At 40.9% G+C, this 19,554-nt stretch carries 18 protein-coding genes and 4 pseudogenes; 12 read left to right on the top strand and 10 right to left on the bottom strand.

The window, feature by feature from the left end; translation table 11 throughout:
- Positions 1 to 71: 71 nt before the first annotated feature.
- The 4 genes from ribA to B9T29_RS14950 all read right to left on the bottom strand — a co-directional run bounded on the left by ribA (position 72) and on the right by B9T29_RS14950 (position 3,132).
- On the bottom strand, positions 72 to 674 hold the full coding sequence (gene ribA, locus B9T29_RS14935; protein ID WP_086176681.1) for a GTP cyclohydrolase II: 603 nt from the start codon (positions 672 to 674) through the stop codon (positions 72 to 74).
- 391 nt (positions 675 to 1,065) lie between these two features.
- Entirely contained in the window at positions 1,066 to 1,269 is a 204-nt protein-coding gene (locus B9T29_RS16655; protein ID WP_228146627.1) for a hypothetical protein, read from the bottom strand.
- 159 nt (positions 1,270 to 1,428) lie between these two features.
- A complete protein-coding gene (locus B9T29_RS14945; protein ID WP_086176682.1) occupies positions 1,429 to 2,328 on the bottom strand; it encodes a ParB/RepB/Spo0J family partition protein in 900 nt (299 codons plus the stop codon).
- Positions 2,329 to 2,346: 18 nt separating this feature from the next.
- On the bottom strand, positions 2,347 to 3,132 hold the full coding sequence (locus B9T29_RS14950) for a ParA family protein (RefSeq protein WP_086176683.1): 786 nt from the start codon (positions 3,130 to 3,132) through the stop codon (positions 2,347 to 2,349).
- A gap of 905 nt (positions 3,133 to 4,037) precedes the next feature.
- Between B9T29_RS14950 and B9T29_RS14960 the strand changes: the two genes are divergently transcribed.
- From B9T29_RS14960 to B9T29_RS14970, 3 genes and pseudogenes are all read left to right on the top strand, one after another.
- Positions 4,038 to 5,207: a replication initiation protein gene (locus B9T29_RS14960; protein ID WP_086176685.1), complete on the top strand. Its 1,170-nt coding sequence runs from the start codon at positions 4,038 to 4,040 to the stop codon at positions 5,205 to 5,207.
- Positions 5,208 to 5,484: 277 nt separating this feature from the next.
- A pseudogene (locus B9T29_RS14965) lies at positions 5,485 to 5,591 on the top strand (type I restriction-modification system subunit M N-terminal domain-containing protein); the annotation flags it as partial.
- Between the two features lie 27 nt (positions 5,592 to 5,618).
- Positions 5,619 to 6,313: pseudogene (locus B9T29_RS14970) on the top strand (type I restriction enzyme subunit R domain-containing protein); the annotation flags it as partial.
- Positions 6,314 to 7,102: 789 nt separating this feature from the next.
- On the opposite strand, the gene B9T29_RS14980 reads toward B9T29_RS14970, so the two are convergent.
- Entirely contained in the window at positions 7,103 to 7,549 is a 447-nt protein-coding gene (locus B9T29_RS14980) for a hypothetical protein (protein WP_086176686.1), read from the bottom strand.
- A gap of 350 nt (positions 7,550 to 7,899) precedes the next feature.
- On the opposite strand from B9T29_RS14980, the gene B9T29_RS16665 reads away from it, so the two are divergent.
- From B9T29_RS16665 to B9T29_RS15000, 5 genes are all read left to right on the top strand, one after another.
- Positions 7,900 to 8,058, top strand: a complete 159-nt coding sequence (locus B9T29_RS16665) for a DUF6448 family protein (protein WP_228146626.1) — start codon at positions 7,900 to 7,902, stop codon at positions 8,056 to 8,058.
- A gap of 260 nt (positions 8,059 to 8,318) precedes the next feature.
- Positions 8,319 to 9,233 carry a cation diffusion facilitator family transporter gene (locus tag B9T29_RS14985; protein WP_086176687.1) on the top strand — a complete coding sequence of 305 codons (915 nt, stop codon included), beginning with the start codon at positions 8,319 to 8,321 and terminating at the stop codon, positions 9,231 to 9,233.
- A gap of 180 nt (positions 9,234 to 9,413) precedes the next feature.
- On the top strand, positions 9,414 to 10,475 hold the full coding sequence (locus B9T29_RS14990; RefSeq protein ID WP_086176688.1) for an HlyD family secretion protein: 1,062 nt from the start codon (positions 9,414 to 9,416) through the stop codon (positions 10,473 to 10,475).
- Positions 10,472 to 13,231: a ribosome-associated ATPase/putative transporter RbbA gene (gene rbbA / locus B9T29_RS14995; protein ID WP_086176689.1), complete on the top strand. Its 2,760-nt coding sequence runs from the start codon at positions 10,472 to 10,474 to the stop codon at positions 13,229 to 13,231. Before B9T29_RS14990 ends, rbbA begins: the two co-directional genes overlap by 4 nt.
- A gap of 1 nt (position 13,232) precedes the next feature.
- The gene (locus B9T29_RS15000) at positions 13,233 to 14,360 is read left to right on the top strand and encodes an ABC transporter permease (RefSeq protein ID WP_086176690.1); all 1,128 of its coding nucleotides are present in this window, start codon (positions 13,233 to 13,235) and stop codon (positions 14,358 to 14,360) included.
- A 97-nt stretch (positions 14,361 to 14,457) separates the two neighbouring features.
- On the opposite strand, the gene B9T29_RS16880 is transcribed toward B9T29_RS15000, so the two are convergent.
- From B9T29_RS16880 to B9T29_RS15015, 3 genes are all read right to left on the bottom strand, one after another.
- Positions 14,458 to 14,637 carry a transposase family protein gene (locus B9T29_RS16880; RefSeq protein ID WP_143223900.1) on the bottom strand — a complete coding sequence of 60 codons (180 nt, stop codon included), beginning with the start codon at positions 14,635 to 14,637 and terminating at the stop codon, positions 14,458 to 14,460.
- A gap of 335 nt (positions 14,638 to 14,972) precedes the next feature.
- Positions 14,973 to 15,287, bottom strand: a complete 315-nt coding sequence (locus tag B9T29_RS15010; protein WP_086176691.1) for an AzlD family protein — start codon at positions 15,285 to 15,287, stop codon at positions 14,973 to 14,975.
- Positions 15,284 to 15,994 carry an AzlC family ABC transporter permease gene (locus tag B9T29_RS15015; protein WP_086176692.1) on the bottom strand — a complete coding sequence of 237 codons (711 nt, stop codon included), beginning with the start codon at positions 15,992 to 15,994 and terminating at the stop codon, positions 15,284 to 15,286. The genes B9T29_RS15010 and B9T29_RS15015 overlap by 4 nt, the downstream gene beginning before the upstream one ends.
- A 137-nt stretch (positions 15,995 to 16,131) precedes the next feature.
- On the opposite strand from B9T29_RS15015, the gene B9T29_RS15020 reads away from it, so the two are divergent.
- Entirely contained in the window at positions 16,132 to 16,992 is an 861-nt protein-coding gene (locus tag B9T29_RS15020) for a LysR family transcriptional regulator (protein ID WP_086176693.1), read from the top strand.
- Positions 16,993 to 17,100: 108 nt separating this feature from the next.
- Here the strand turns inward: B9T29_RS15020 and B9T29_RS15025 are convergent.
- A pseudogene (locus B9T29_RS15025) lies at positions 17,101 to 18,421 on the bottom strand (ISNCY family transposase).
- 130 nt (positions 18,422 to 18,551) lie between these two features.
- Between B9T29_RS15025 and B9T29_RS16330 the strand changes: the two are divergent.
- The 3 genes and pseudogenes from B9T29_RS16330 to B9T29_RS16210 all read left to right on the top strand — a co-directional run.
- A complete protein-coding gene (locus B9T29_RS16330; RefSeq protein ID WP_171264068.1) occupies positions 18,552 to 18,722 on the top strand; it encodes a hypothetical protein in 171 nt (56 codons plus the stop codon).
- 75 nt (positions 18,723 to 18,797) lie between these two features.
- A complete protein-coding gene (locus tag B9T29_RS15030; protein ID WP_086176694.1) occupies positions 18,798 to 19,016 on the top strand; it encodes a DUF6500 family protein in 219 nt (72 codons plus the stop codon).
- A gap of 160 nt (positions 19,017 to 19,176) precedes the next feature.
- Positions 19,177 to 19,272 (top strand): annotated as a pseudogene (locus B9T29_RS16210) (IS5/IS1182 family transposase); the annotation flags it as partial.
- Positions 19,273 to 19,274: 2 nt separating this feature from the next.
- On the opposite strand, the gene B9T29_RS15035 reads toward B9T29_RS16210, so the two are convergent.
- Positions 19,275 to 19,554: IS3 family transposase (locus B9T29_RS15035; RefSeq protein WP_143223901.1), on the bottom strand; the 280-nt coding region annotated here is incomplete at its 5' end.

Below are 19,554 nucleotides of genomic sequence, written 5' to 3' on the forward strand. Positions count from 1 at the left end.
TCAAAGTTTCTGTAATCCTCATATATTTAAAAAATGATAAGAAGAATTGAGATGTGTAGGCTTAAGCTAGGCTAAAAATCACTGTTTTCATACAGATGTGCCATACGCTTTTGCTTTGTTTCTAAATAAGCTTTATTAAAATGATTTAAGCCTACCGTCAAAGGAACGCGGTTAACCACATTAATTCCTAAATCAGTCAATGCCTTGATTTTAAGTGGATTATTTGTAATCAACTGAACATCTTTAATTTGTAGGTAATCCAGCATAATGCTACACATGTCATACTGCCGGGCATCTGCAGGTAAATTTAACAACAGATTGGCATCAAGCGTATCATGACCTTGATCTTGCAGTGAATATGCACGAATTTTATTGGTCAATCCTATTCCACGCCCTTCCTGACGTAGATACAAGATCACCCCTTGCCCTGCATCATTAATCATTTTCATGGTCGCATGTAATTGTGAGCCACAATCACATTTTAATGAACCAAAAGCGTCCCCTGTGAGACACTCAGAATGCATTCTGACTAATACGGGTTTTACAGGAACCGTTTCTAATCCTTGAGCAAGAGCAATATGTTCTTCACCCGTTGTTTGATCTTGAAATGCTAGAATCTCAAAATTACCGAAAGCAGTCGGTAATTTAGATTTAGAAACAAATTGTATCGCCACTGATTCATCCAATTAAATTTTAAGAGTCAGTAAAAACACTGTTCATCAAAAAATAAAAGATCTGTCATATCAATTAAATTAAGATTGATTCAGTATTTTTGTATCTTCGAAATATTACATTTCGGATCTGATCATAGTGATTTCAAAGTGAATTTTATGTGAAACCCGAGAACATCTTGTTCACATTTTTAAACTGCTCTAGACGACAAAGCAAAAACCAAGAATTGAATACTTTCATCCTTTAAAATGAGGCGGGACTTCACTTTTTTGCATATTGGTAAATAGTGTCCAGATCTTTCTGTATAGAACCTGAAACTATACCCGGCAGGACTTGATTCACCTTAACGAATATTTTTTCAGGATAGCCGACCTGATAAGACGGGAGATCATTTTACATGAACTGATAAAGTTCTTTTGCTACAAACTCTGGTTTGTCTATTTTCACTCCTAGCTTAAGATTCATCTCAATCACATCAGGATGATTCATCCCCGTCTCGGTGGCACGTGGCGAGAAATATCTGAATAATGGGGGGTCTTGCTGTATTTCTGTGGAATGCACCACGTAAAGCAAACTTACTGGCACAATAGCTGACATAGCCCGGATAACCAATGCTGCCGAAGGTTGAACACATATTAATGATCTGTTCAAAATTTCAACCTATCATATCCACATCTATACTTTAGTGATGAAGCTCAAGTCTCGCCATTTCGCTTAAACCCAGCAGGTGTAGCAATTTGCTACACCTTTTTTCTATTACTGACTCAGCATTTTTTTCAACAGGTTTTCCAGCTCCTGTAAGTTTTGATCATCAAATTCACTTATTTTTAATGATACTTTTAAAGTATTGTGATCAAACTTGATATTGCCTGCGACTTTTCCATCATATTCAATTTTATGCACGATCGATGTTTTAATCGGTTGTTTGGTTTCTTTCGACTTTAGAATTTTTTCTGCCAATACTGCCAGTTTTGTTTGCTCTACTTCTTTTTTCAGTAATTTCGCCCAGGCTTCTAAAAGTGCTTTTTTAGCATTGCTGTAATTTTCTTCGTAATCCGAGAGAAATTTTTTGACAGCCGTGGCGGCAGTCCGCGCCAATAATGCCGGCTGTTGCTCTAAATCTGCAATCAGTTCTTTCGGTAATTTTTCGAAAGATAAATATTTATACATATCCTCACGGTTCATGCCTAAGGACTTTGCCAGTTTTTGCTTATTCTTTTTTAATTTCTCATCCAGAGAACTCAGACCTACATAAATTTCATAATCAGTTAGGTCTTCGCGTTTTAAGTTTTCAGCTAAAGTTAATAGTGCAACCTCTTCATCAGATGCATCGATGACAATCACTTCAATGGTGTTTTTATTGAGAATTTGATGCGCTTTCAAGCGTCGTTCACCAGCGATTAACTCATATTTGTCCTGGATCCGTCGGACTGCAATCGGTTGTAGTAAGCCAATTTCTTCAATCGAAGCAGCCAAATCTTCAATATCTTGTTGATTAAATATTTTTCGTGGCTGATTTGGACTAGGCTGAATATCTGTAATTTGTACATTACGACGCAGTTCTTTCACATCATTGACATGCTCTTGCTGAGCTTGTTGATGCTTTTGAGTATTTTGCTGAAGACGTTGTGCCAGCAATTCTTTTGTACTTACCATAATATTCTCAGAAGACTTTTATTCAACACGATGGATAATTTCTTTCGCTAAATCTTGAAAAGCTTTACGAACTTTAGAATTTTTATCTACACTGAATAAGGGCTGTTGTAAAATTGCTGCCTGATTCACTTTAGTACTCATTGGAATGGTCGTTTTTAACAATTCACCGACCTGGCTTAAAGCTTCATCTCTAATCAATTTACACACGTTTTGACGTTCATCATGTTTAATCAACAAAGCGCCTAAAAGTTTTAACTCAGGATTAACCCGTCTTATTTTACTTAAATGGTTAATCAAGTCAGTTACACCATACAAACCATATTGAGAACCTGATTCAATCGGTACCATAACATGTGTAGATGCTGCCAATGCATTACTGGTGAGCAGTTTTAGGCTTGGAGGACAGTCAATCAAAATGAAGTCATATAATCCTTTTAATAACTCCAACTTATTAGATAATTCTTCAGATGGTCTTGGGGCATCATCTTTGAGTTGATCTTCAGTTTTACCTAAAGTCAGTGATCCATAAATTAAAGAAACGTTTTTGAAATTGGTTTCTTCTTCTAAAGCATCAGATAATAGGCTTAAATCACCCACCAATAATTCAGCAGATGTAGTTTCCACTTCACTTGGATGTCTTGATCCGATATGTAAACTTGCATTGGCCTGAGGATCTAAATCAATCACCAATACTTTATTACCCAAGTCGGCTAGCTCTGATGCCAGATGAACAACAGTGGTTGTCTTTCCGCAACCACCTTTATGATTTGCCACCGCGATTATTTTAGTTGACTTAATTGTCATAATAGACCTCACTTGAGTTCATGTAATATAAAGAACTTTGTAGCAAGTTGCTACACCTTATTTACTTTAGCTTGAAGTTATAATCGGAAGTTTGATAAAAAACAAACATATTCTTTTTTTTATAAAATATAGCTAGCTAATTATAATTAGTATTAATTAATATAATTAGTTAATTATAATTAGAACACTTTTTTATTTTTTAAAATCAATATCTTATGAATTTAAAAGTGGAAGGTTTGTCACCGAAAAGTGGAAGACTTGTCACTGAAAGGTGGAAGACTCGTCATTGAAAGGTGGAAGGTCTGTCACTGAAAGGTGGAAGGTCTGTCACTGAAAGGTGGAAGGTCTGTCACTATGGTGGAAGACTTGTCACTGGTTTTTAAAAAAAATTAAATATAAGTGATAAAATTATTTGAATTCAATATTTTAATCTGTTGATAAGTTGAAATATTTGACTTTAAAGGTGGAAAGCTTGTCATTTTGATATTTTTATTCTGTGGATAAGCTGTTTGTTGCTAATTTCATCAAGGATACTGTGCATTTTCACTTCTGAGTCGGCTAAAAGTGGAAGCTTTGTCACTGTTAAGGTGTATTTTTTATTATACTTTCCACTTTATTGGGGTGCTTAGTGCATTTTTTCCCTTTTTATATGACTGAAAAATGTCTGAGAAATATTAAAAGTGGAAGCTTTGTCACTAAATGGTGCATTTTTAATTTTATTTTCCACTCAATGTTTAAAAAGTGTTTTAAATGACAAAACACAGTGACAAGGTTTCCACCATTAGCTTTGGGTTTGATGGCTTCTTGACCAAGGAGGGGTTTTGCCTGAGTTAAAATGGTGGATAATTTGCATGAGATTCCACTTTTGTGTATAACATGTAGAAAAGCACTTTTATTTTCCACTTATGAATAAGCTAAATGAAAAAGAAGAAATAGAATATTTACCGTACTGTATTGGGAATATTCGAAATAATGGCGTGGTCAGCACCAGCAACCGCCTGATTCGACCGATTGAACTATCATCCAATGAGTACAAAGCGCTGCTTTATGCGATGGCGGTTGCGAATTACGGTGAAAAAAATAATCAAGATCGTGAAATTACCGAGCAAACCTATATTTATTTGCATAAAGATGATTTAGGTGAATTGTTGGGTTTGGATAAAAAGAATTCCATTAATGTCGCGATTGACCGGATCTATAAAGAACTGTCATCTCGGGTGGCTCATTTTGTGATTGAAGAACCTGTAGATGAAACCAAGCGCAAAATAAAAAAAGTTCATTCTGTGGTACCGATTATTCGAGAACTGCGTTGGGAAGATGATGCTAAAAATGCCTTGCAAATCCGTTTTACCAGTGAAGTGTTACCTTATTTTACCCGTCTTGCAAGTGGCAATTTTACCACTTACCAATTGAAAGATTTATTTGCTTTAGACTCCGTGACCAGTATGAGTCTATATTCCTATTTTATTAAAAATGAGTTCAAGTACGCCAATCAAGAGTCTTATGAGGTTGAACTGTCACTGGAAAATATAAAAGCATTAACCGACATTGGTGAGAAGAAATATGATCGTTGGGTCGATTTCAGACGTTATGTGCTCGATAAAATTGTTGAAGAAATTAATGAAAGAACCAGTCTGAAGCTAGAATATGACACCATCAAAAAAGGCCGTCCTGTTGTGGGGGTCCGGTTTAGAATTGTGAGTGGACATACTGAAACTGTTATCCTGCAAGCTAATGAAAAGACTCAAATCTACCTGGATGTAGATTTTGATGATAATGCCATCGTGAAAGAGCTGGGGGCGAAGTTTGATATGACAGTACGCTCCTGGTATATCTATGCCAATGATCCGAATTATAAACAGTTCAGCAAGTGGTTTAAGACTGAAGGCTGCTTAACCGATTCTCAGGCGAACGTGATTGTGAACGATATTATGTTTCAAATGGATTTTGCTGTGGCGGGTGCATCCATGAATGATTTCAAGAGAGAGATGAAATATAAGCTCAAAAATGATCCTAACTTTGTTCAACAAAATCACGCGCGTTTGAATGAGATTTTTGGTAAAGAAATTATTTAAAAAGTGTAGCAACTTACTACAGGTTTTGTGGCGACACTTTAAATCATATTTTGGGATCATCTATTATTTTCAGCGTGTAGCAACTTGCTACAAGTTTTAGCATGTGCCCCCATTTCAATTCAATATTTGAAAAAGTAAATCAAAGCGACAAAAGAGGTCATATAGGGTGAGAAGCTTTTGATAATCAAGCTAAACTCTATCTATTGTTAAAAATTAAACTGATGGATTCTGCATGACCCAGGTATAACGGCAACAGCTACAAAAACAACTTTGGAATATTGCCAATACTTTACGCGGTAGCAGGAGGCAGATGAATTCCGTGATTACATTCTGGGTTTTATTTTCTTTAAATATTTGTCGAAAAAGTTAGTCAATTTTGCCAATGAATGACTGGATCGGGAAGAGTTCAGCTATCTTGAACTGTTTGAAAAAGTCCAGGCCAAAAAACAGCAACAGGACGAAGAGCAGGGGTAACTGTTCAAACCGCTTAGGATTGCCGCGAATGAAGTCGTCTCGTGGATGAGAAAAATGGGGAGATTCATGAAGAAGCGGCGGATATTTCTCGTCAGATCAATCGGTCCAGGCGGAATAAGCTGGACCGCTATATTGCCAAGTACAACCAGCAGTTTAAAACAAATTACAATTCTGGCGATCAGTTTTATGCCTATTACCGCGACATTGCGGACAGGGTCAAAAAGAAGCAGATCGATATCTGCCAGGTCATCACCATGTTCATGATCGGTTTTGACTCCAAACTTTTAAATACCTTGTATGTCGATAAAAACCTGAAATACCATGGTCTGATCCAGGCGTTTATTGAAGAGGATATGCTCAAGATGATCAATGGACAGAGCGTGCAAAGTGCCTGTGCTGCATTCTGGGATGTTTAGAAAGACCAAGCCCCTATCAGCTCTCTGTGAACAGGAAAATCTGAAGCCATGAAGAGTGTCCTGGAGCATTACGAGTTCACCAAATGCTTATCTCGAAAGAAAGAGCTGAAAAACTGGTTAAACTACAAGGTTAAACTGTTTGAAGGGGATAATGTATTTAGCAATCTGCTGGTGAAAATGCGACAGCTGATTGAGAAGTTTTATATCGGGTTTTAAAAGTACATAGCGAGGTGATCTGGCAGGATAATATAATGCTCTATCAGAGTGAATATTTAAACGGCTGCGCTTCAGTTGATTAGATTAACTGAGCTCATTAGCGAATGTATCAGCTGAAATTTTGATTCGATTTACAGCGATTTTTGCAGATATAGATTAATTTTTTACTCATCAATATAGTTGGCCTTTAGTATTCGTGATCATATTTTATTTCGAATGCCATCAGCGCATTGCAAGACTGTAACTAGTCCACTGTTACTTTCTATTTGTTCCACAGGAACTCCACCTGTCCAAACCATTAGAGGTATTCATAAAGTGACGCATCCAGTCCATATCACCGCCTGTCAAGGCATATAATACGCTATAGATACGAAGAAATAATAATGCCAGTTCGCCTTGCTGAGAAGCAGGATCTAACACAGGATTTCCTTTTTAGCCGGTTGATTGCTGTGTGATGTACATGAAGAATGCGTGCGAGTTGAGCTGATTTAAAATCAAGTTGTACCGCGGCATTTAGTACAGCCTTTGCTAAAATTACTTTTTTTATCTGATGGCTGTTTTAATAATGTACTCATGATAAACATCTCGTGTCATGTATTGTTATTTTCAGCCAAATCTTCATATATGAAGTTTACTGTGATTTCATTTGTGTGAGCATTCCTTGCATCTAAGTTTTTCAATCATTCTTTTTCTGAGAATCGGGATGTGGAAACACCCGATACATCAATGTCCATTATGCGATTTTGACTAAATAGGAGACATTGTTTACGCACAATATTTTTCATTTTTTCAATATCGTCTGTACATGTGTAGCTTGTCTGAAGGTTCTCGATCAACATGCGAGATGGTTTGCAGAAAATCTGCTTCCAGACCACAAAAGCCCCTGGATAGGGTTAAAGCAAAACTGAAAGTGCCATCGTCGTAGTTGCGAGCAGACAGGGAGTTAAAAGTACGGATGTGATGGAACGGCAAATGTCGAACTTCTAATACGATTGAAACTTTAAGTAAAGATTTAAGAACCAAATCGTAATACTTGCGATCAAGCTCCTCGAAACCTAAATCACTGCACATTTCTTCCCATGTAAATTTATCGTAGTTAGATTCACGATCTAACATGCGTAAATACAGGTAATTCCAAACCATCACACTTTCAATAGACTTAAACCCGAAAAAAGCGTAGTTGCTACCATTGATCGTACAGCATATATCTTTTTTAACTATTATTTTGTCTCCCACATAAAATCCTGATGTAGTTCAGAAAGTAAAATAAGTTGCTTGTTTGTTTGAGTCATATTGGTATCAAAAAGTAGATAGATTGCTTCAAAATAGAATAAAAAATGTTTTTTTAAATTCAATAATATATTGACTTATACCATGTTTTAACTGGCTCAGCTTAGATGATATATAGGGTCTAAAAAATTAACTGATTGACTTATTCCAACGAAAAAAAGTAAAAAGAAATGGATCATATTTCCATGATGTATCCTTGCTTTTGTATAGTAAATAGCCTAAGCGTTTAAAATATTGCCCAAATGTTTTCAAACAAACAATCTCAATATGAGGAAAAGAGGAAAGAAGCCAAGTGAATCGATGAGGATTACTTTTTAAGATTTCCTGTACGTGTTCACTTCGCTGGTGAAGGATTTACCGGGTTGAAACCAGCCAACCAGGTTGACTTGGGCGCCGCAGCAGCCGATCAGGCTCTTCAATCTGGCTCAGCACGTATCATGTACGGTTGCCGGTGACATACCATGTATTTTTTAGAGCGCCTCAATCAGCTTAGTTCTCATGCAGCTTCACAGCTACATCGTGAGCCCGCCCGCCATACAGAATAGAATTCGAAAGTTTGTTTTCGGTTAACTATATAGGGGCGGAAGTTTAAGACTCCCTGCAGGTCCACCTAGGATGTCTTGTAGAAGAACAATAAACACTTGATAAAATTTATAATCCATCATACTGATATATAATCGATTACAATCAAGTAAACTGAGCGACTGGAGCAGCGATGTCTGTACAGCATTTCGATGATGATACCCATGAAGATGATTTAATTAGTCCAGAAGAGCGTGCGCAGGCAGCAAGTAAAACCACGTGGGTAAGTGTATGGGTTAACCTGTTTCTATCGATCTTTCAGATTGTGGTCGGGATTTTTGCAAAGTCACAAGGCTTGATTGCAGATGGTATTCATACCCTGAGTGATTTGGTGGCTGATTTTATCGTCCTGTTTGCCAACCATCACAGTAAGAAAGAAGCCGATGAGGATCACCCTTTTGGCCATTACCGTTTTGAGACAGCAGCATCTTTTATTCTAGGCCTGCTGTTATTTGGAGTCGGGACGGGGATGCTGATTATGGCGACGAACAAAATTCTCAATCCAGAACAAATTCCCAAAGTACAGGCCGTTGCATTGTATATCGCTATGCTGGCTTTAGTAGGAAAAGAGTTTTTGTTCCGTTACATGCTGAAAGTGGCCAAAAAAGTCAAATCGAGTATGTTGGTGGCGAATGCGTGGCATGCCCGTTCTGATGCCGCTTCATCTCTGGTGGTGCTGGTCGGCATTGCCGGAAACCTGTTGGGTTATCCTATTCTTGATCCAATTGCTGCCTTGGTGGTCGGTTTGATGATTATAAAAATGGGCTGGGAATTTGGTTGGCAAGCATTAAGTGATCTCATGGACAGGGCAGCAGATGAACATGAAATCAAAGCAATAGAACAGACTTTTCTCTCCACTGCAGGTATTCGGGGTGTTCATAATATTCGTACCCGTAAAATGGGCGATATGATTATTGTGGATGCGCATATTGAGGTAGATGGCAATTTGAGTGTGCGTCAAGGACATGATATTTCAGTGAATGCGAGAAATCTGGTGATGAAGAAGCATCAGGTGATTGATGTCATCACCCATATGGATCCTGTTTAATTTATCTCGAGGCTATGGGGTACACAACTTAAGTAACTGGGCATTAACCACAGTGGATTGACAGTGAAAAGTCGCTTCATCCGCTCCACTGTCACCTTGTGCTGCATAATGAGGGTGACACGACTGCTATAAAATAATTTTGAAAGATGTCTTTAGAATAAAATTTGGGTAAGCAGGCACATGAATATAAAGAAACTCGCTGTTGTCGGTGCAATTGTGATTCTGGGGCTGGTGGCCTATCTGGTCTGGAAAAATATGACCCAACCGGATACACAGGCTTTAGTCAGTGGTAATGGGCGGATTGAAGCGACTGAAATCAATATTTCCAGTAAGTTGTCCGGCCAGCTGGAAGAAATTTTGGTGCAGGAAGGAGATTTTGTCGAACCAGGCCAGGTTTTGGCACAAATTAAGGTTTCTGCCTTGGAAGCACAGCTGCGTGAAGTTCAGGCCCAGCAACGTCAGGCACAGGATGGTATTGCGACTGCAGAAGCCCAGGTGGCCATGCGTATCAGTGAAAAAGCTGCAGCCGCAGCCATGGTCGAGCAGCGTGAAACCGAACTGGTCTCTGCCAAAAACCGTCTGGCACGAACCGAAATTTTGGCCAAAGACGGGGCTGTCTCTAAACAGCAGCTGGATGATGAGCGTGCCGATGTCAAAAGTGTTGCAGCCGTGCTGAGTGCGGCAAGAGCACAAGTGGACAGTGCACAAAGTGCGATAGTGGCAGCGCGCAGTCAGGTGTCGAGCGCACGTTCGCAAGTCGATGCCATCAAGGCCACCATAGAGCGGATCAATTTCGATATTGAAGATGCCCAGCTCAAGGCACCCTTGAAGGCACGTGTCCAGTTTCTGGTGGCACAGCCGGGTGAAATGATTGCCGCAGGCGGACGGGTCATGAACCTGATCGATCTGTCGGATGTTTATATGACCTTCTTCCTGCCGGAAACTGTGGCTGGCCGTATCGCGATAGGCAGCGAAGTCCGTATTGTACTGGATGCAGCCAAAAACGTGGTCATTCCTGCTCGAGTATCGTTTGTCGCAGATACTGCACAGTTCACACCAAAGACCGTAGAAACTGAAAGTGAACGTCAAAAACTCATGTTCCGGATCAAGGCAAAAATAGATCCCGCCTTGCTACAAAAACATATTCAGCAAGTCAAAACCGGTCTTCCAGGCGTAGCCTATATCAAAATCGATGACAATGCTGCCTGGCCCGATTTTCTCAGCAATCTGGTTAAATCATGACAGCCTCATCTGTACAGGACACGATTGTTGCCGACATTCAGCAGGTCAGTCTGAAATACGGCAAAACCCAGGCCTTAAAGGACATTTCCCTGTCATTGCCTGCGGCTTGCATGATTGGTCTGATCGGTCCGGATGGCGTGGGAAAATCCAGCCTGCTGGCATTGCTGGCTGGTGCCAAGGTGGTTCAGCAAGGCCGCTTGATGGTGCTCGGTGGTGATATTGCCGATGCAAAACACCGCAGAGAAGTCTGCCCACATATCGCCTATATGCCACAAGGACTTGGTAAAAACCTGTCCAAAACCCTCTCGGTTGAAGAAAACCTACAGTTTGTTGCCCGTCTGTTTGGGCACAATGCTGCAGAAAGCCGAAAACGTATTGATGCACTGACCAAAAGCACGGGGCTGTATGACTTCCTTGATCGTCCAGCTGGGAAACTGTCCGGCGGTATGAAGCAGAAACTGGGCCTGTGCTGCTCCCTGATTCATGATCCGGACTTTTTGATCCTGGATGAGCCCACCACTGGGGTTGACCCCTTGGCACGTGCGCAATTTTGGGAATTGATCAACCGTATTCGTAACGTCCGTCCACAGATGAGTGTCATTGTTGCCACGGCGTATATGGATGAAGCGCAGGGCTTTGACTGGCTGGCGATGATGGATGCAGGCAGCATCCTGCAAACGGGTACACCGCAACAGTTGCTGGCCCAGACGGACAGCCATAGCCTGGAAGAAGCTTACATCAAGCTTTTACCGGAGGAAAAGAAACAGGGTTATGAACCGGTGGTGATTCCACCTTTAGCGGATGATGGTTCAGATGGCTATGCCTTGGAAGCCAAGGATCTGACGGTCAAATTTGGTGACTTTACCGCAGTGGATCATGTCAATTTCCAGATTCGGCGTGGTGAAATCTTCGGTTTCCTGGGTTCCAACGGCTGTGGTAAATCCACTACCATGAAGGTATTGACCGGATTGCTTGAAGCTTCGGAAGGGCAGGCCTGGCTGTTCGGACAGCCGGTGCAAGGCAGTGATATTGGCACCCGTCGGCGTGTCGGTTATATGTCGCAATCCTTTTCACTCTATAGTGAACTGACCATTATTCAGAATCTGGTGTTGCATGCCAAGTTATTTCATGTGCCAGCAGAGCAGATCGCATCACGTGTGCAGCAGATGTTGCAGCGTTTTGACCTGATGGAGCTGAAAGACAAATTGCCTGACGATTTGCCGTTAGGGATCAGGCAGCGTCTGTCACTGGCGGTGGCACTGGTGCATAATCCGGAAATTCTGATTTTGGATGAGCCAACTTCCGGTGTAGACCCGATTGCCCGGGATAAGTTCTGGCATGATCTGATCACTCTATCGCGCAAAGATGGGGTCACCATCTTTATTTCCACCCACTTCATGAATGAAGCCGAGCGCTGTGACCGCATGTCGCTGATGCATGCCGGACGGGTGCTGGACAGTGCCGCGCCGGCTCAATTGATGAAAAACCGGCAGGCTGCGACACTGGAACAGGCCTTTATTGGCTATCTGCTGGATGCCGGTGCAGGCAGCCAGACTCCCGCAGAAGAAAAGCTGGAGAGTCGTTCAGCCGATCAACCGCAGCCCACCAAGACGCCACAAAGAAAATCCAGCCGATTCAGCCTGCAACGCTTGTTCAGTTATGCCTGGCGCGAATCACTCGAACTGGCTCGTGATCCGATTCGTGCCACCATGGCGCTGGTCGGCTCGATTATCCTGCTGTTTGTGATGGGTTACGGCATTACCATGGATGTGGATGATCTGACTTTTGCGGTGCTGGATCGGGACCAGACCGGGCTAAGCCAGAATTACAGCATGAGTATTGCCGGTTCGCGTTATTTTGTCGAAAAGCCTCCGTTGCAAGACTATGACGATTTGGATCTGCGCATGCGCCGCGGCAATATTGCTTTAGCCATCGAGATTCCGCCCGGTTTTGCCCGCAATGTGGCCCGGGGGGAAGAGGTCAAGATTGGTGCCTGGATTGATGGAGCCATGCCACAGCGTGCCGAAACGGTTCAGGGCTATGTACAGGGCATACATGCACACTGGTTGATGCAGCAGGCCCTGCAGCAAAGCGGCTACAAAATCTCGAGTACGGTCAATGTGGAAACCCGATTCCGTTATAACCCGGATATCAAGAGTCTGCCGGCGATGGCACCGGCCTTATTTCCGCTGCTCATCCTGCTGATTCCAGCCATGCTGACAGCGTTGTCTGTTGTGCGGGAAAAAGAGCTGGGTTCGATTGTCAATTTATATGTCACCCCGGTCACCCGCAGTGAGTTCCTGATCGGCAAGCAGATTCCCTACGTGGTGCTGGCCATGCTGAATTATTTCCTGATGTGCCTGATTATTGTGGTGATATTTGATGTGCCGATGAAAGGCAGTTTTCTGACCCTGACCTTGGCTTCATTATTATTTATTATTTTTTCTACGGCTACGGGTCTATTGGCCTCCGCGCTGACCAAGAGCCAGATTGCTTCGATGTTTCTGGTGATGCTTGGCACGCTGATTCCGGTGATGCAGTTTGCCGGTATTATCAATCCTGTTTCTGCTCTGGAAGGCTTTGGTCGCTGGTTTGGTGGGATTTATCCTGCTACACATATGGTGAATATCAGCCGTGGCGTGTTTAACAAAGCTTTAGGTTTTCAGGACTTGCATCAGTCTCTTTGGATCATTCTGCTGTCGGTGCCTGTCATTATGTGTGCAGCAATCCTTGCGCTAAAAAAACAGGAGTCCTAGGATGTTCAGCCAGAAAATACAGAATATCTACCAGCTCGGTTGCAAGGAATTGTGGAGCTTATGGCGTGATCCGGTCATGCTGATCCTGATCATCTACACCTTTACTGTGGCGATTTATACAGCGGCTACCGCTATGACCGATAGCCTTAATATGGCCCCGATTGCGATTGTGGATGAAGATCATTCAATCTTGTCCGAGCGAATCACTTCGGCATTGTATCCGCCTTATTTTATTCCACAAAGTACTGAACTGAATTATATGGATGCCGGAATGGATGCCGGTGAGTTTACCTTTGCCTTAAATATTCCGGTTAATTTTCAGGAAGATGTGCTGGCAGGAAATGAAGCTGCGATTCAGGTCAATGTGGATGCCACACGCATGTCCCAGGCGATGATCGGGGCAGGTTATATTCAGCAGATTGTACAGGCCGAAGTCAGTGAATATCTGCTGCATAGCCGGGAGGTCAACAGTATGCCGGTTGAGCTGGAGATGCGTGCCCGTTTTAACCCGACGCTAGACCAAAAATGGTTCGGTAGTATCATGGAAATCATCAATAACGTGGCGATGCTCTCTATCATTCTGACTGGAGCAGCTTTAATCCGGGAACGTGAACACGGTACGGTGGAGCACCTGATGGTGATGCCAGTGACGGTGTTTGAAATTATGATGTCCAAGGTCTGGTCCATGAGCCTGGTGGTATTGCTTGCGGCTTTTGTCGGACTAAAATTGGTGGTGCAGTTAGCTCTACAGGTTCCGATCGAAGGCAGCTTGTTACTCTTCTTCTTTGGTGCGTTATTGACGCTGTTTGCCACAACTTCGATGGGAATCTATCTGGCCACCATGTCGAAATCGATGCCACAGTTCGGTCTATTGATGATGCTGATTCTGATTCCGATGGAAATGCTCTCAGGCGGGATGACTCCACGTGAAAGTATGCCAGAGTATTTACAGTATTTTATGCTGATTGCACCGACCACGCATTTTGTCGAGCTGGCCCAGGCTATTCTATATCGAAATGCCGGGCTGAATATCGTTTGGCCGTCGTTTCTCTGGCTGGTTGGAATTGCCGTGCTGTTTTTCTATGTGGCCTGGAAACGCTTTAAAGACACGATTCATACCATGACCTGAGCATAACCAAGGGCGAGTAAATATCAGTATTTTTAAATATTGTTAAGTTTCCCGTAAAGATAGCTTTGCTTGGGGGAGTCATCAAACTGATGTGATACTAGCAAGATTTCACTGGGACTGAATGTACTGAAAATAAAGATGCAAGGATTTTAAAGGTCTTCAGGCGACCAAATACATGCTCGATCCCGATTCTTCTTTTGTTGATTTCCTGATTATAGATTTTGAGTTCAGGATCCAGTTTACAGCCTCTTACCTCATGTCTGGGATGATTTTCCAACTTATGTCTACAAAGTGGCTAAAAGTTGGAAACATAATTCTAAAAGACCACATCAGTATTACAAAGAACATGAGCTAAAATAAGAAAATGGGAGCTAAGGCTCCCATTTTTTTGTGTGTGTGTTATTCACCAATTAAAATGTCTATGCGATAAACCATTTAAAATGTCCTGTTTTTAACTGCAAGAGTCAAGAACAGGATTTAAATTTCTTTGTTTGCAAAATCAACACTTACTTGAACACCCATTCTCATCCAAGTTGGACACTTTAATCTTGTTGATAAATAATAAAAGCCCAACGCGTGTGTGTTGGGCTTTATCAAATCAATTGCAGGAGCTTATCCATAAAATTGTCGTATAAAAGCCGCAGTGATAATACCAGCCCCTATAGCAACTAGAGGTTTTTTGAAAATCACTGCTGTTATAACTGTCGCTAATAATGCACATCGAGCACCAAGATCACCTTCGATTGCAATTGGAGCCAATATAGCGACCAGTACAGAAGCTGACATTGCGCTAATAAAACGCTGCATGCGGTCATTGATTGGGATAAAGGACATGATTAAAACACCACCCCAACGTGTAGCCAATGTTACAAGCGCCATAATGAAAATAATAAGTCCTACCGACTGTGTACTTATCTCTAAATTCATGCCTGTTTGTCCTTTAATAGCATACCAATAATGCCACCTACTAAAGCTCCAACAACAACATGAGAGTTTTCAGGTAAGTACCAATAAGCAAGTAATGAACTTATAGCTGCTGCTATCCATATGCAGATAATTCTTAAATTTTTCTGCCCCCCAACAACCATTGACAGCAGAAAACAAGCCATTACCATATCTAGGCCAAAATGGGTTGGGTTTTGAATAACACTACCAAAATATAACCCCAAACAAGTTCCTATTACCCAGAACAACCACAGGGCAATTCCGCCACCAAATAAAATTCCAAGACCTTGTTTTTGATTTTGAAATGCTTGTTGAGCGAATGCCCAATTCGCATCAGAGATAACTAACAGGATGCTATATCGTTTGAGTGGCGATAGATTCTTTAGCCAAGGGTATAAAGATGCACCCATTAAAATATGTCGTGCATTAATGAAGAAAACGGTCACTAGCAGAGGAATTAAAGACACACTTTGTCCCCATAATTCCAATGTGGCAAATTGAGCAGCACCCGCAAAAACAAATGTACTCATCGAAATGATAGATAAAGGATCTAATCCAGTCTGAATGGCAGCTAATCCAAATGCAGCACCAAAAACTGCCACAAAAATAGAAATAGGAAGCAGACTTTTAAAACCTTGCCAGATCAGGTCATTATTCAGTTTGCTAAGTTCTTGGTCTATATTTGACACAGCAGATCCTTGATATGAAAGCCTTTTATAAATAAAGGTTGAGAGAGGAACTAAATTTTATAATGTATTTTAATTTATAAAAGCGAATAATTTAGTAATATAGTATTCGTTTATCGAATATTAAAAGGTAGCGGTCAATGCGTGATCTTCAAATTGATTGGCTAAAATGCTTCTTAGCTGTGGTTGATAAAGGTTCACTTTCAAGTGCTGCACCTGATTTAAACCGCTCTCAATCAGCTGTAAGCATGCAATTAAAAAAATTAGAAGGAGCCCTACAATGTGAGTTGATTAAAAGATCCAGTAGACAACTTCAAATTACGCCACAAGGTGAATTACTTCTAGGTTATGCAAGAAGAATGATCAGCTTGCATAATGAAATACATATCGCGTTTCATAATACAGAATTGAGTGGACGTATAAGATTGGGAGTCCCTGATGACTATGCTTCAACTTATTTGACCCCTGTTCTAAAGAAGTTTGCAGTCTTACATCACAAGGTTGAAATTGAACTGCATTGTGAACAATCTACATCACTCATTCCTCGTATTGAATCTGGGGATTTAGATTTAGCTTTAGTTTCTAGAGAGGATTCACGGCAAGGAACTTTATTATTTTATGAACCACTTGTATGGGTAGGTTCACCACAGTTTGAGACTTGGAAAACAAGCCCTTTACAGATTGCAGTATATGAAGACACCAGTTTAGCCAAACGTAGTGCCATACAATCTTTAGCCCTCCAAGGAAAAACGTACCGGGTTGTTTATAATAGTTCGAGTTTAGCTGGACAGATTGCAGCTGTTGAGAGTGGATTAGCTGTCGCTGTATTCACCAGATGTAGTGTACCTTCCCATTTGAAAATTCTAAGCTCTGAACATGGGCTAGGGCCACTGAAACCAATGCAAGTTGCAGTCTATCGAAGTAAAATATCTTTAGAGTCAAAAGCTGTAAGTTATTTACATGATTTATTAATTTCAACATTGAGAGAATCAATTGTATAAATAAAATGAGAAATTATTTTTATCCTAAATTTAAGTCGTCAGAACTTATTTGAGTGTCCAAGTAGAATAAGAATCAATGTCCAATGTTATGTGCCATTGAATGTTCAATTAAATAAGAATATGCATTTGTTCAATAACAGCTTTCTGAGCTTTACGACTCGGCATACTTTTCTTGGATCTAGAACGTTTATTCTGTTGTTCCAATTCTTCATGTTGTGTCTGGATATGTGCCAGAACCGAACCTAATCTTTTATTCTCAACGATCTGATTTTGCTGCAGTCCAGCTAGTTTATTGAAGATGCTGTAGTTAAGCTTTCGTCCCTCATGCATGATCGCCACAGTACCATCTGGGTATTCCAAGAATGCAATGTACTGTCCTATGAGCTTCTGATTTAATTCTGTCGGCTCAAGTAGGTAAATACATTTGTCATAGCTAATCGTTAGGCTCTTCGTTACTTTACGTGGTTCTTGCCAAGTAAAAATATCATCCAGTTCAGTCTTTGCTTCAGTTAAAGGTCGATGTAAATTCTTCGGGTTCCTCGCACATTTGCCAAACTTCTGATTGAACTGCTCAATAAAGCAGGGCAACCACGTGTTTGCTTCTGCAATGCTATTGATACCTTCAAGGCGCATTTCTTTGATCAGGCGGTCCTGAAGGGTTCTGTTGGCACGTTCAACACGACCCTTGGCCTGCGGTGAGTTAGCGAAGATAATATCAATGGTTAACTCATTCAGAATCCGCCCAAATTGCGTGATCTGGTTGTCCTGACTGGATTTCTGATTGACTCTAAAGACTGAATGTTTATCGCTATAAAAGGCCAGAGGCTTGCCGTATTGCTCAATGTAGGTTCGGGTTGAAAGCATATAGTCAAAGGTCGTTTCAGCCTCACAAAAGCGCAGATGCAACAGCTTGCCGGTAGCATCATCGATATAAACCAACAAGCAGCATTTGGCAGCTCGTCCTTCAAACCAGTCATGATATGAGTCATCGATCTGGATCAGTTCACCGAAGCAATCACGGTTATAGCGTGGCTGGTATGGACGTTTCAGTCGTTTGGATCGAGGAATCCACAGGTCATTGGCCGTCATCCAGCGCCGAACCGTTTCTACCGGAATATTCAGGGCAAACATGCTGCTGAGCTTCTCATGCGCCAAGGTAAGCCCAAAGCCCAGTAGATGTTCAGAAATAATGGAAAGGCATTCAGACTTTACGGCTTCATCATGGCGACGATGGCCAGGTTGACCACGACTGGCATGCGCAATACCTGAAACACCATCCATCTTGATTGAGCTTGTGCAATAACCGGGTAATTTGACGGGTTGAAAGATTCAGAATTTCAGCAGCACGGACTTGTGTAATACGATGATCTCGAACGTCTTGCAGGACTGTAAGACGTTGTATTTCCTTGTCAGACATAGTGATCAGCATCTCAAGTTTATATCCAGTCCATGATGTTGAAAACCATCATAAACCAGACATTTTTATTTTGGGCTTACAAACTGATTTCGTATAAGGTGTATTATGTTAATTTTAGAAATTCTTAATGAGAGAAAATTAAATGGGCTTAGAAGAAGAGAAAAGACGTGAGGCATTGGGGACACAAATAGTCTGTGATCTATTAGAGATTTCTCGGCTTACTCAACAGCCTATTAAAGAAATACGTTTGAATACCAACGGTGTATTTGAAGAAGTAAAAAATCCTGTTTGCGATCATGACCTCGATCAATAAATATCCTTACAATGAATCTTTTTCGGTTTTAGCACATTAATCCGTATTATTTTAATTTTAAAGAAAGTTAAGAATATGAGAAAAGAGTTAAGAGAGATATTTATTCATGGATGTAATGATAAAATTGAGAAAAAAGGAGATAACGTTGGTTTATCTTTCTATGCATTTTTCAAGAATAAAAATGATAATCCTGAGCTTTTAATGGAAGCAGCTAATTGGTGGATCATGCAACATAAATTAGATCATTTCGAAAAAGCCGTAAAAATTAAAGCACTTGTTTTAAGTGAGTCTTAACCGGGTAGTGAATGCTTTAGGGCTAAAACTAACAGTACAAAACGCTTAAAAATCTAAAAAATAAAGTAAAAATGGGAGCTATAAGCTCCCATTTTTATGTAAGCCCAAAATAGAAATGTCCGGTTTCTCCAAAGTAAAAATGTCCGCTTTTAGAATATGCGCTTTTGCGAGATTAAAACATTTCCGTGCTATTGCAACTCGATTTGATAAACTGGCACGCAATTATAAATCTATGATCTGTATAGCCTGTATATGATCCTAGACACTATCGTGGATAGTACTTCCCTCTAAATTCTTAAAATATTTCTGTTCAAAAGCCTCTGGGCTTAACCAATCATTGGCAGAATGTCTTCTGATTCGATTGTAGTAAACTTCAATATATTCAAACAAGACCGAATTTGCCTCTTTTCTCGTAGAAAATACACTGTCATGTACTACATGTCCTTTCAGCGTATGGAAAAAGCTCTCAGTAACTGCATTATCCCAACAGTTGCCTCTACGAGACATACTTTGGATTGCCCTGTTAGTGAGTAATGCA

The organism is Acinetobacter sp. ANC 3903 (assembly GCF_002135315.1).
In the GTDB taxonomy this organism is placed as follows: domain Bacteria; phylum Pseudomonadota; class Gammaproteobacteria; order Pseudomonadales; family Moraxellaceae; genus Acinetobacter.

Coding starts and splice junctions, on each gene's coding strand:
- B9T29_RS16655 (WP_228146627.1), bottom strand. CDS start 1,269: ATGTCAGCTATTGTGCCAGTAAGTTTGCTTTACGTGGTGCATTCCACA.
- B9T29_RS14945 (WP_086176682.1), bottom strand. CDS start 2,328: ATGGTAAGTACAAAAGAATTGCTGGCACAACGTCTTCAGCAAAATACT.
- B9T29_RS14950 (WP_086176683.1), bottom strand. CDS start 3,132: ATGACAATTAAGTCAACTAAAATAATCGCGGTGGCAAATCATAAAGGT.
- B9T29_RS14960 (WP_086176685.1), top strand. CDS start 4,038: ATGAATAAGCTAAATGAAAAAGAAGAAATAGAATATTTACCGTACTGT.
- B9T29_RS14985 (WP_086176687.1), top strand. CDS start 8,319: ATGTCTGTACAGCATTTCGATGATGATACCCATGAAGATGATTTAATT.
- B9T29_RS14990 (WP_086176688.1), top strand. CDS start 9,414: ATGAATATAAAGAAACTCGCTGTTGTCGGTGCAATTGTGATTCTGGGG.
- rbbA (WP_086176689.1), top strand. CDS start 10,472: ATGACAGCCTCATCTGTACAGGACACGATTGTTGCCGACATTCAGCAG.
- B9T29_RS15000 (WP_086176690.1), top strand. CDS start 13,233: ATGTTCAGCCAGAAAATACAGAATATCTACCAGCTCGGTTGCAAGGAA.
- B9T29_RS15010 (WP_086176691.1), bottom strand. CDS start 15,287: ATGAATTTAGAGATAAGTACACAGTCGGTAGGACTTATTATTTTCATT.
- B9T29_RS15020 (WP_086176693.1), top strand. CDS start 16,132: ATGCGTGATCTTCAAATTGATTGGCTAAAATGCTTCTTAGCTGTGGTT.
- B9T29_RS16330 (WP_171264068.1), top strand. CDS start 18,552: ATGGGCTTAGAAGAAGAGAAAAGACGTGAGGCATTGGGGACACAAATA.
- B9T29_RS15030 (WP_086176694.1), top strand. CDS start 18,798: ATGAGAAAAGAGTTAAGAGAGATATTTATTCATGGATGTAATGATAAA.